This window comes from Streptomyces violascens, from assembly GCF_014649955.1.
Lineage (GTDB): Bacteria > Actinomycetota > Actinomycetes > Streptomycetales > Streptomycetaceae > Streptomyces > Streptomyces violascens.
This window is the reverse complement of sequence record NZ_BMUA01000003.1, coordinates 211,079-222,399: the sequence shown is the minus strand read 5'-3', so window position 1 is coordinate 222,399 and position 11,321 is coordinate 211,079. Positions and strand designations below refer to the sequence as shown.

Sequence of the window (11,321 nt, the reverse complement as noted above, 5' to 3'; positions counted from 1 at the left end):
CCTCCCGCCCCCCGCGCCCACCCACCCCACCCGCCCACCACCCCTCCCCGCGCCCCACCGTTTGAGGAAGGTCCCTGCCATGGCCGTTCTGCTCAGCCCCGAGTTCCCCGTCGGCCGTCCGGCCCGTGCCGGCGGCGACGAGGACGCCAGCACGCTCGCCGGGGCGGCCACCCGCCGGCCGATCGTCGGCTCGGTGCACTCCTGGGACCTGTCGACCGGCGTCGACGGCCCGGGCACGCGCTTCGTCACCTTCCTCTCGGGCTGCCCGCTGACCTGCCTGTACTGCCACAACCCCGACACCTGGCGGATGCGCAACGGCAAGCGCACCACCGCGGACGACGTGGTCGCCGAGGCCGCGAAGTACACGACGTTCATCCGCGCGGCGGGCGGCGGCGCCACCGTGAGCGGAGGTGAACCGCTGCTCCAGCCCGTCTTCGCCGGTGAGCTGCTGCACCGCTACAAGCACGAGCTGGGTCTGCACACCGCCCTGGACACCTCCGGTTTCCTCGGCACCCGGGCCACCGACGCGCTGCTGCGCGACGTGGACCTGGTGCTGCTCGACATCAAGTCCTGGGACCGCGACACGTACAAGAAGGTCACGGGTCGCCCGCTGCAGCCGACCCTCGACTTCGCACGCCGTCTCGCGGACCTCGGCAAGGAGGTCCACGTCCGCTTCGTCCTCGTCCCGGATCTGACCGACGACCCCGCCAACATCGAGGGCGTCGCCTCGTTCGCCGCCTCCCTCGGCAATGTGTCCCGCGTCGACGTCCTCCCGTTCCACAAGCTGGGCGAGGGCAAGTGGCAGGCCCTCGGCATGAACTTCTCCCTCCACGACACCCCGTCACCCACCGCCGGCCAGGTGGCGGCGGCCCGGGAGGCCTTCACCGCGCACGGGCTGTACGCGGTCTGAAGCGGTCGCGGCGTGCACAACTGCTTCCGTAGCTGCGTCCGGGTGAACCTTCGGGGCGGCCCGGCTCGTCGTGCGGCCGCACGGGGAACCCCAGTGGTGACGCTTCCGGCCAGGTGTGCCGTTTCCGGCGTCACCACCCACGCGACCGCGAAGAGGGGTTCCGGTGTCAACGGAAGAGAACAAGAAGCTTGTACGCCGCTTCTACCAGGAGATCGACGCGGGCAACATCGACGCCCTGGACGAGCTCGTGGCCGAGGACTACCAGGACCACTCGCCGCCGCCCTTTCCCGGTTTCGGAGAGGGGCGCGAGGGACTCAAGGAGGCGTTCAGGGTGTTCTGGGAGGCCACGCCCGGCACCCACACGATCGAGGACCAGATCGCGGAGGGCGACAAGGTCGTGACCCGCCTGACGGCTCGTGGAGTGCAGGAGGGGGACCTCCCGGGCATCCCGCGCACCGGCAACCAGATGGAGATGACGGCGGTGGTGATCCATCGCATCGAGAACGGCCGGCTGGCCGAAAAGTGGTCGGAAAAGGACCTCCTTCGTCTTCTGCAGGAACTTGATGTCGTGCCGACGCCCGGCGGGGCAGCGGGTTAGCGAGCGTGGCGGGTTGTGCTTCCCGGAGCCGAGCCGCCGGCGCCCCGGGGCCTGGCTCCGGTGCGGCAAAGGCCGAGTGGGCTCACCCTGTTGACCGCTAAAACAGGCTGTTTGTCCCTGAACATCCCTACCGTGGCAAAGTGACCGAGCCACCCGCACCCCCCGTCGCATCCCGGGCCGCCTCCTCTCCCGGCGTGCCACCGCCACCGGTGCCGGCCGTCGCCCCCGCGCCCGCCCCGCGTTCCGTGGCGATGCGCGCGACGCTGGCCGGTACGGCTGTGTCCGTTCTGCTCGTCCTGGCCATCGTGTTCGGCAGCCGGCTGCTCCGGGACTTCGATTCCGCGCTCCTTCCGTACGCGGTCGCCACCGTCTTCCTGGCCTTCGGTGTCGCCTACCGCTACACCGTGTGGATCTCCTCCCCGGGCGCCCGCCGCCTGTTCAGGCAGGGCTGGCGGAGCCTGTTCTCGGCGGCCAACTTCCGCAAGGCGCCCACCGCCCTGCCGAAGATGATCGCCACCTATCTCGGCTTCCAGAAGTTCCTCGGCGCCCGCTCGCACGCCCGCTGGGGTGCCCACCAGCTGATCTTCTGGGGCTGCATCCTGGCTGCCGCGATCACGTTCCCGCTGACCTGGGGCTGGTTCACGTTCACCTCCGCGTCCGGCTCGGGACCGGGGTACGAGATGCGGATCTGGGGGTTCAAGGTCCTCGGGTTCGACTCGCTGAGCGTCGTCGGCTGGCTGATGTTCCACGGCCTGGACATCGCCGCCGTCCTGGTGATCCCCGGCGCCTCGTACTTCCTGTGGCGGCGGATGAAGGACCGCGGCGCCATCACCGGCCAGCGTTTCGCCTACGACCTCGTCCCGCTGATCGCGCTGATCGTCATCTCCGTGACGGGGCTCCTCCTCACCTTCTCGTCGATCTTCCTGCACGGCGGCGGCTACCAGTTCCTGTCGGTCCTGCACATGGTCTCGGTCGTGTTCACCCTCATCTACATCCCGTTCGGGAAGTTCTTCCACATCGTGCAGCGGCCGGCCGTGGTCGGCATGCAGCTCTTCAAATACACGGCCCGCCAGGACGAGCAGGTCTTCCCGTGCAAGCGCTGCGGTCAGCCCATCGACACCGCCCCGTACGTCGAGAACCTGCGGGGCACCATGCGCGACCTGAAGCTCGATTTCGACGCCTGGGCCCAGTACTGCCCGCGCTGCAAGCGGGTGCTGCGCGGCACCGCCTACCTCGGCCACGTCAAGAAGGGCTTCAAGTGAGCAGCCGGCCCATTCCGCTCGACCCTTCGATCGCGCCGCCCGGCACCCGCAACTTCAGGGACGCGGGCGGCATCCCGGCCGACCAGTGGCACGCCGACCAGAACGGCGAGACCCTCGTCCCCACCCACTGCTGCTTCTGCGGGGTGCAGTGCGGCATGTATCTGCGGGTCGACCGGGCGGGCAAGGTGTTCGGGGTAGAGCCCCGCAACCACGACATCAACCGGATGCGGCTCTGCCCCAAGGGCATCAACGCCTACCAGCAGGTCAACCACCCCGACCGGCTGACCTCGCCGCTGATGCGCCGCTCCCGCGACGAGCCGTTTCGCGAGGTCTCCTGGGAGGAGGCGCTCGACTTCACGGTCGCCGAGGTCCGCCGCATCCAGTCCGCCCACGGCAACGACGCGTTCGGGCTGCTCGGCGGGGCGAGCCTGTTCTCCGAGAAGACGTACCTGGTCGGCAAGTTCGGCCGGGTCGCCCTCAAGACGCGGCACGTCGACTACAACGGCCGGCTGTGCATGGTCTCCGCCGCCGGAGCCAACAAGCTCGCCTTCGGCATCGACCGGGCGGGCAACCCTTTCTCCGACATCCTCCTCACCGACTGCCTGCTGATCGCCGGGTCCAATGTGGGGGAGTGCTTCCCCGTCATGACCCAGTACCTGTGGGGAGCCCGGGACCGTGGGGCGAGCCTGATCGTGGTCGATCCGCGCGAGACGGCCATCGCGCGCACCGCCGACATCCACGTCGCGCTGCGGCCCGGCACCGACGCGGCCTTCTTCAACGCCGTACTGAACGTCGTCATCGAGGAGGACCTCGTCGACAAGGAGTTCCTCGCCGAGCACACCACCGGCTGGGACGAGGTGTGCGCGGCCGTCGCCTCCGTCACGCCCGATGTGGCAGCCGACATCTGCGGGATTCCCGCCTCCCAGGTCGTCCAGGTCGCCCGGGCCTTCGCGGGTGCGGAGCGGGCGATGGCCTGGCACGCACGGGGCATCGAGCATCATTCGCAGGGCGTCGAGAACTGCCTGACCGTCATCAACCTCTGCACGGCCACCGGCAACCTCGGCAAGCCGGGCGCCGGTTACGGCACCATCACCGGCCAGGGCAACGGGCAGGGCGGGCGGGAGCACGGCCAGAAGTCCGACCTGCTGCCCGGCGGGCGTTCCATCTCGAATCCGGAGCACCGGCGGCAGATCTGCGAGATCTGGGGCATCGAGGAGTCCGAACTGCCGCCCGCGGGCACCTCGATGATGGAAATGGTCTGGCAGATGCAGCGCGAGGAGATCCGCGGCCTGATCGGCATCTGCAACAACCCCTTCGTCTCCCTTCCCAACTACGGGACGGTGAAGGCGGGTTACGACGCTCTGGAGTTCCACGCTCAATTCGACTTCTTCCTTTCCGAGACCGCGGCCAACGCGCATGTCGTCTTCCCCGTCACCACCTGGGCCGAGGACGAGGGTGTGATGGCCAACGCCGAGGCCAGGGTGGTCAAGCACAACAAGGCACAGGAGCCGCCCGGGGGTGTGCGCACCGACACCTGGGTGATGTGCCAGCTGGCCCAACGCCTCGGCGTGGGCGACAAGTTCGCCTATCCGGGCTCCCGTGAAGTGTTCGAGGAGCTGCGCATCGCGTCGGCCGGAACGGTCAACGACTACTACGGCATCACCTACGAGCGCCTGGAGGAGACCGGCGGTATCGCCTGGCCCTGCCCCTCCACCGACCATCCGGGTACGCCCCGCCTGTTCGAGGGCGGCCGGACCTCGCACCCGGACGGCAAGATCCATATGCAGGTCGTCGAGTGGCATCCGCCGATGGACCCGTACGACGAAGAGCATCCGATGTCGCTGACCACGGGCCGTACGGTGGCGCACTTCCTTTCCGGCAACCAGACACGCCGGCTCGGCGCGCTCGTCGAGCAGACCCCGCGCCCCTGGGTGGAGGTCCACCCCTCGCACGGCTTCCGCAACGGCGACCCGGTGCGGGTGGTGACCCGGCGCGGCAGCGAGGTCTTCCCGGCGCTGGTCACCGAGGCGATCCGGCCCGACACGGTGTTCATTCCGTACCACTGGCCCGTTCCGACGGCCGCGAACGCGCTCACCATCGACGCCCTCGACCCCCGTTCCAAGATCCCCGAGTACAAGGTGTGCGCCTGCCGGATCGAGGCCGCCGAGCGCATCGACGAGGTGCCGGCGCCGCCGACCGCGCCGGGCCACGAGGCGTACCCGGCGACGCAGGTCTCGCGCACCGACCCCCTGCCGCCCACGTCCCCGCAGGGCCGTGGCACCGCGGAGAGGAGCTGACGCCCGCCATGATGGGCAGAACGATCTTCATCGACCCGGGGCGCTGCATCGGCTGCCAGGCCTGTGTGTCGGCCTGCCGCGAGTGCGACTCGCACCGCGGCAAGTCCATGATCCATCTCGACTATCCCGACGAGGGTCATTCCGTCGCCTCCCTTCCGACCGTCTGTATGCACTGCGAGGACCCGGTCGCCCCGTGCGCCGAGGTGTGTCCCGCCGACGCGATCCTGGTGACCGCGGACGGTGTGGTGCAGCAGGCCGACACCACCCGCTGCATCGGCTGCGCGAACTGCGTGAACGCCTGCCCCTTCGGCGTACCGAAGATCGACCTCCAGGCGAAGCTGCAGATGAAGTGCAACCTCTGCTACGACCGCACCGCCTATGGACTTGCCCCCATGTGCGCCACGGTCTGCCCGACCGGTGCGCTGTTCTACGGGACGGTCGAGGAGCTCCGCGCGGAGCGCCCCGGTGTCCAGGTCGCCGACTCCTTCACGTTCGGCGACGTCGTCGTCTCCACCGGCGTGGCCATGGTCGTGCCCGCCGACAAGGTCCAGTGGCCGGTGCCGGGTGGCCTTCCGATCGTCGAGGTCAACGGGAAGAGGGTGGGCCCGTGAGCGTCACCGACCAGTCGCCCCCCGCCCCCGACCCCGGCGCGGATCCGGCCCAGGCCGCCCTCCACGACCGCATCGCCGCCGACTCCCTCACCACCCGCCGCGACTACCTCCGTATCGTCGCCACCGTTTCGGGCGGCCTGGCGGTCGGCAGCGTGGCCGTTGCCGGGGGAGTGCTGCACCGGCACGGCGACAGTGACGACCCGCCCGCCGCCAAGCGCGTCGCGGCCGTGCTCCCTCGGGGCCAGTCCGTCGCCTTCCGCTTCCCCGGTGAGGACGACCGCGCGGTCGCCGTCCGCCTCGCCGACGGCACCCTCGTCGGCTACTCCGCCATCTGTACGCACCTGGCCTGCGGCGTTCTGTGGCGCGAGGACCGCGGCGCGGAGGGCGAGCTGTACTGCCCTTGCCACGAAGGGGTCTTCGACGCCCGCACCGGCGAGGTCACCGCCGGGCCGCCGCCGCGCCCGCTGCCCAAGGTGCTCCTCGTCGAGGAGGCCGACGGCAGCGTCTGGGCGGTGGCCACGGCGCGCTCCGGCGAGAGCGTCAAGGACGCCATGTGCCGCCAGTTCGCCGACAAGCGGCCCGACATGGCTGCCCGCATGGGCTGCCCCGCTGCGAACGCCAAGCCGGCCGAAAGGAGCGAGCGGACATGAGCACCGACGGCAACGCGGCCCCCGGTCGGGCCTCTCAGGGCGGGCCCGTCCCGGGTGAGGGCCTCCCGGTCCCTCCGCGGCCCGTGTACACCCCCGGTTCCGCACAGCCCCGGCTCAACCGGCCGGTCCACGAGCGCTACCCGCAGATCCGCGCGACCAGCGGCTACGGCGACCCCCGGATCCGGCACACCGGGCCGGGGCCGGGCGCCGGCAGCGAGCAGGAACCGGAGCGCTCATCGAAGCTGACGGCCCGCCTCACCCTGGCGATCACCGTGGTCATCGGCCAGCTGTGGGGCCTGACCGTGGTGGTCAACGAGTGGATGCGGGGCAACACCGGCACGGCCTGGTGGGGCGCGGGATTCCTCTGCCTGTCGTTCCTGGCGGTCCTCGGCCTCTGGCTCCTCGACCCGAAGGACCGGTGAGCGGGGGCTGCCGGATCGCGGCGACGCCGGCCTGAAGACCGCCGCCCCGGCTTCGTACGCCACTGGCCGAAGGACCGCTGAGGCCACCGTCCGCAGGGTCGGCGACCCGAGGGGCGCCGACCGGCCCGCGTACCCCGGCTCCGCCCGCCGTACCCTTGACGTATGAGCACCGCCCCCGCCCCCGGATCGCGCGACCGGGAATCAGCGCCCAAGGAGCAGCCCAAGCCGGCGCTGGTCTTCGACGATCCGCTGGACCAGCAATCCTCGGACGACACGGACCGCGGGTGGGGTGAGCGGCCCGCGTCCGCGGGCAGCGCCGCCGACCTGGCACGCTTCCTCGACGAGAAGCCGCCCCACCACATCTGAGCCGTACGCGGCGGCGCTACGACTCGCTGGGGCCGCGCTGGGCGACCAGCACGTCGCGGATCTCCTTCAGGACCTCCAGCTCGCTGACCTCCATCGTCTCGCGCACGCCTTCCTTCGCCTTGTCCTGCCGGGCCCGCCGGGCCAGGAACTTGGCCATGGGCAGCACCATCAGGAAGTACACGACGGCGGCGGTGATGATGAAGCTCAGCAGGGCGCTGAGCACTCCGCCCCAGGCGATCTGGATGCCCGAGTCGGCGGTGCAGGGGCCCTTCAGGCAGGAGGCGTAGCTCTCCAGGTCCTTGGTGCCGAAGGCGCCGACGAGCGGGTTGATCACACCCTTCACGACCGAGTTCACGACGTTGGTGAACGCGGCGCCGATCACCACGGCGACGGCCAGGTCGATCACATTCCCGCGCATCAGGAAGGCCTTGAAGCCGGCCAGCACGCCTGTCTTCTCCTCGCTCACCAATGAGCCTTTCTTCGCATGTGCAGGGGGCGGAGCAAACTTCTGTGCCACCTTGGACAGGGCAGCACCGCACTGTCCAATCCATGTATGCGAATGGGGGACTTGACCGTTCGCCTGTGCGAATCAACACAACGTCACCGCCAGCCGGGATGTCGTCCCCGCGCCGACCAGCGCCCTGGCGGCATCGCGCGGCACGGCGAGGACCACGAGCGCTCCGGCGTCGGAGGAAGTCCCACGTGCTCCCGGAACTTCCGTGACCCGGGCACCCGTTGCCACCACACGGGCCTGGTCTCCGCCCGCGGAGGCCGAGTTGGGGGACGCGATCACATCGACCCGGTCGCCGGGCTTCAGCAGCCGTACGGTCTCGGCGTCCGCGATCCGTACCGGCGCCGACACCAGCGCGGCCGGCCGCGCAGGCCCGCGCTCGCGTGGCGCAGGGGCCGCGGGCGGATGCGTACGCTCCGCCGCCTGCGGGCTGGAGACGGCGAGGGCCGCGGCCGTGACGGCGAGCCCGGCGGCCATGGCGCGCCGCCGCCTGCGCATCGCACGCCGCAGCCCGTGCTTTCCGCCGCGCACCCGCAGCGGCGGGAAGCACGGCACCCCGCCGGGCTCGGGCGCGGGCACGGGAGGCAGGTAGGGGAGGGGGCGGGGAGTGGGCGAGGCGGTTGATGCGGAGCCTGCGGACATGGTGATCACTGCCGATCGTGAGGAGCCTGTGCTGCTCGGACGTTCCTCACGATCCCCCGTCCCGCGGGATCTCGCCGGCGCCTGTGGACCACCGCCCGCCTGTGGACAACTCGCTCACCCGGAAGGGAGTTCAGCCGTGGAAGGGGCGTTCGGGCCCGCAGCCCGCCCCAGCGCCCCGCCCGGCCCCGGTCAGCGCCCGGCCCCGAAAAGGCGCCCGGCGCCGGGCCCGCGCCCCCGCTTACGGCAGCTCGATCCCCAGGTCCCAGCCGTCATGCGCATGCATGCACAGGCAGTCGCGGTCCGCGGTGGCCGGAAGGGCGGCGACCGCGTCGAAGAGCACCTCGCGCAGGCGCGCCACGTTCTCGCCGAACACCCGCAGGACCTCGGCGTGCGAGACGCCCTCGCCGGTCTCGGCGCCCGCGTCCAGGTCGGTCACCAGGGACAACGAGGTGTAGCAGAGCTCCAGTTCGCGGGCGAGGTAGGCCTCGGGGTGCCCGGTCATGCCGACCACCGACCAGCCCATCGAGGCGTGCCACTTCGATTCGGCGCGGGTCGAGAAGCGGGGGCCCTCGACGACGACCATGGTGCCGCCGTCCACGGCCTGCCAGCCGCGCCCGTCGGCCGCGCCCAGGGCCGCCTTGCGGCCGCTCGGGCAGTACGGGTCGGCGAACGTGGTGTGCACGACGCCCGGGACCGTGCCGTCGGGCAGCGGAAGCCCGTCGAAGAAGGTCTGGACGCGTGCCTTCGTACGGTCCACCAGCTGGTCCGGTACGAGCAGCGTGCCCGGCCCGTACTCCTCGCGCAGGCCGCCCACCGCGCACGGCCCGAGCACCTGGCGCACCCCGACCGAACGCAGCGCCCACAGGTTGGCGCGGTAGTTGATGCGGTGCGGGGGCAGGTGGTGGCCGCGGCCGTGACGGGGCAGGAAGGCCACCTTCCGGCCGGCGATCTCGCCGAGGAAGAGGGAGTCGCTGGGGGATCCGTAGGGAGTGTCCACCTGGACCTCGGTGACGTCCTCCAGGAACGAGTAGAACCCCGAGCCGCCGATGACGCCGATCTCTGCGTTAACCATGCCGGTCACACTAACCGTGGGCGGAAACGACAGAACCCCCGCCGTAGTACGGCGGGGGTTCGTACGAGGCTGGGTCAGGCGGCCGTGCCGGAGCTCGACGTCGACGCGGCCGGCTTGGAGTCCGAGCCGGACGAGCTCGACGACGTCTTCGACGCGGACGAGCCGGAGCTGGACGACGACGCGGGCGAGCTGCTCGTCGACGCGCCGCGGCTGTCGTTGCGGTAGAAGCCGGAGCCCTTGAAAACGATGCCGACCGCCGAGAACACCTTCTTCAGGCGTCCGTCGCAGTTCGGGCACACGGTCAGGGCGTCATCGGTGAACTTCTGCACCGCCTCGAGGCCCTCGCCGCACTCGGTGCACTGGTACTGGTAGGTCGGCACTTGTCTTCCTCCTGGCACTCTCACTCGATGAGTGCTAACGACGGTCCATAGTGACGTATTCCCCGGGATCAGTCCACCGTGACGGGGACACGGTGACCGACGCCACGCGCCACGGTACGTGCCGCCGGGCGCGGGGAGAGCCGGGAGCGGAGCGCGAGCAGCGTGACCAGGGCCAGCGCCGTGCCCCCCATCGGCACCAGGAATCCCGCGGTCGAACCGTGGGCGTCGGTCAGCCGTCCGGCGACCGTGACGGCGGCGGCCTGGCCCAGCGCGACCGCGCCGGTCAGCCAGGTGAACGCCTCGGTCCGCGAGGTCGCCGGGACCAGCGTCTCGACCAGCGTGTAGCCGGTGATCAGGGCCGGGGCGATGCACAGGCCGACGATCAGGCCGAGGCCGCCGAGCAGCAGTACGGAGTGCGCCGCCCACAGTCCGGAGGCCGCCAGGGTGAGCGCCGCGTAGCCGGCGATCAGCCGGGTGCGGGGCGCGGACTTCCAGGCGATGGCGCCGCAGGCTATGCCCGCCAGCATGTTTCCGGCGGCGAAAATGCCGTAAAGGACGCCGTTGATTCCGGGGTTGCCGATCTCTTCCGCGAACGCGGTCAGCGAAACCTGCATGCCGCCGAAGACCGCGCCGATGCCGAGGAAGGCCATCGCCAGGACGCGTACGCCCGGGATGGACAGCGCGGAGGTGTGCTCGGCCGCCTCGTGCTCGGCGGCGCTGCGTACCGGCGGCTGGGTGCCGCGCCGGGCCGCGAACAGGAGGCCGCCGACGAGGGTCAGGGACGCCTCGGCGACGAGGCCCGCGGCCGGGTGCACGCTGGTGCACAGGGCGGTCGCCAGGACCGGGCCGATGACGAAGGTGAACTCGTCGGTCACCGACTCGAAGGCGGCGGCGGTCGCCATCAGGGGCGAGCCGTCCAGCTTGTTGGCCCAGCGGGCCCGCACCATGGGGCCGACCTGCGGGACAGAGGCACCGGTGGGCACGGCCGCGATGAACAGCGCCCACAGGGGCGCGCCGGCCAGCGCGAGGGCGGTCAGCGCGGACACGGAGGCCGCGTGGACCAGGACGCCGGGCACCAGGACGGCGCGCTGTCCGAAGCGGTCCGCGAGCTTGCCGCTCTGCGGGGCGAACAGCGCCATGGAGACGCCGGTGAAGGCGGCGACGGCGCCAGCGCCTCCGTAGGAGCCGGTGGTGTGCTGGACGAGCAGCAGGATGCCGATGGTGAGCATCGCGAAGGGCTGCCGGGCCGCGAAGCCGGGCAGGAGGAAGGACAGTGCGCCAGGTGTGCGCAGAAGCTGCCCGTAACCGGGCCGCTTGTCAGAAGTGACCGTGGATGCCACGGCCCCTTGCCTTTCTGCCGCCTGGTAGCGCGCCCCATGCACAGATCTGTGGGTGCGGGCGTTGCCGAGAGCTGTCCTCTTGCGCGGAACTGCGGTAGATGCCGGGGGCTACTGCGGGGGCTCCCGACCGCCATACGGTCGCGCCAGCTCTGCGTCAGGCAGAGTTGGTCGATCAGTGGTGTACCTTCATGATACAGAGCTTTGGCACTCCGTGCCTACGAATCCGCACGGAGTGCCGAGTTTAGGCCTGTGTTTATGTG

The 11,321-nt window shown here is 70.9% G+C and carries 13 protein-coding genes; 8 read left to right on the top strand and 5 right to left on the bottom strand.

The features are described 5' to 3' along the window. Positions 1–79 precede the first annotated feature (79 nt). The 8 genes from pflA (at position 80) to IE206_RS09330 (ending at position 7,116) form a co-directional block, all read left to right on the top strand. Positions 80–910, top strand: a complete 831-nt coding sequence (gene pflA, locus IE206_RS09365) for a pyruvate formate-lyase-activating protein (protein WP_189961585.1) — start codon at positions 80–82, stop codon at positions 908–910. Between the two features lie 163 nt (positions 911–1,073). After that, positions 1,074–1,508 carry an ester cyclase gene (locus IE206_RS09360; RefSeq protein WP_189961584.1) on the top strand — a complete coding sequence of 145 codons (435 nt, stop codon included), beginning with the start codon at positions 1,074–1,076 and terminating at the stop codon, positions 1,506–1,508. 251 nt (positions 1,509–1,759) lie between these two features. Then, positions 1,760–2,770 (top strand): MFS transporter, encoded by a 1,011-nt coding sequence (locus IE206_RS09355; RefSeq protein WP_226598900.1) that lies wholly within the window; start codon positions 1,760–1,762, stop codon positions 2,768–2,770. After that, positions 2,767–5,067 carry a molybdopterin oxidoreductase family protein gene (locus IE206_RS09350; RefSeq protein WP_189961582.1) on the top strand — a complete coding sequence of 767 codons (2,301 nt, stop codon included), beginning with the start codon at positions 2,767–2,769 and terminating at the stop codon, positions 5,065–5,067. Before IE206_RS09355 ends, IE206_RS09350 begins: the two co-directional genes overlap by 4 nt. 8 nt (positions 5,068–5,075) lie before the next feature. Next, on the top strand, positions 5,076–5,678 hold the full coding sequence (locus IE206_RS09345; protein ID WP_189961581.1) for a 4Fe-4S dicluster domain-containing protein: 603 nt from the start codon (positions 5,076–5,078) through the stop codon (positions 5,676–5,678). Continuing rightward, positions 5,675–6,328 carry a QcrA and Rieske domain-containing protein gene (locus tag IE206_RS09340; RefSeq protein ID WP_189961580.1) on the top strand — a complete coding sequence of 218 codons (654 nt, stop codon included), beginning with the start codon at positions 5,675–5,677 and terminating at the stop codon, positions 6,326–6,328. Before IE206_RS09345 ends, IE206_RS09340 begins: the two co-directional genes overlap by 4 nt. Continuing rightward, positions 6,325–6,750, top strand: coding sequence for a hypothetical protein (locus tag IE206_RS09335; RefSeq protein ID WP_226598888.1), 426 nt, complete (start codon positions 6,325–6,327; stop codon positions 6,748–6,750). The genes IE206_RS09340 and IE206_RS09335 overlap by 4 nt, the downstream gene beginning before the upstream one ends. Positions 6,751–6,912: 162 nt before the next feature. Further along, entirely contained in the window at positions 6,913–7,116 is a 204-nt protein-coding gene (locus IE206_RS09330; RefSeq protein ID WP_189961579.1) for a hypothetical protein, read from the top strand. A 16-nt stretch (positions 7,117–7,132) separates the two neighbouring features. Here IE206_RS09330 and mscL read toward each other — a convergent pair whose 3' ends face one another. The 5 genes from mscL to IE206_RS09305 form a co-directional block, all read right to left on the bottom strand. Further along, complete coding sequence (gene mscL / locus IE206_RS09325; protein WP_189961578.1) at positions 7,133–7,582, bottom strand: large conductance mechanosensitive channel protein MscL; 450 nt, start codon at positions 7,580–7,582, stop codon at positions 7,133–7,135. 123 nt (positions 7,583–7,705) lie between these two features. Further along, positions 7,706–8,269 carry an RcpC/CpaB family pilus assembly protein gene (locus IE206_RS09320; RefSeq protein ID WP_189961577.1) on the bottom strand — a complete coding sequence of 188 codons (564 nt, stop codon included), beginning with the start codon at positions 8,267–8,269 and terminating at the stop codon, positions 7,706–7,708. A 238-nt stretch (positions 8,270–8,507) separates the two neighbouring features. Then, positions 8,508–9,341 carry an S-methyl-5'-thioadenosine phosphorylase gene (locus tag IE206_RS09315; RefSeq protein WP_189961576.1) on the bottom strand — a complete coding sequence of 278 codons (834 nt, stop codon included), beginning with the start codon at positions 9,339–9,341 and terminating at the stop codon, positions 8,508–8,510. A gap of 74 nt (positions 9,342–9,415) precedes the next feature. Next, positions 9,416–9,721 (bottom strand): FmdB family zinc ribbon protein, encoded by a 306-nt coding sequence (locus IE206_RS09310; RefSeq protein WP_189961575.1) that lies wholly within the window; start codon positions 9,719–9,721, stop codon positions 9,416–9,418. Positions 9,722–9,789: 68 nt separating this feature from the next. Then, the gene (locus IE206_RS09305) at positions 9,790–11,061 is read right to left on the bottom strand and encodes an MFS transporter (protein WP_189961574.1); all 1,272 of its coding nucleotides are present in this window, start codon (positions 11,059–11,061) and stop codon (positions 9,790–9,792) included. Positions 11,062–11,321: the final 260 nt, after the last annotated feature.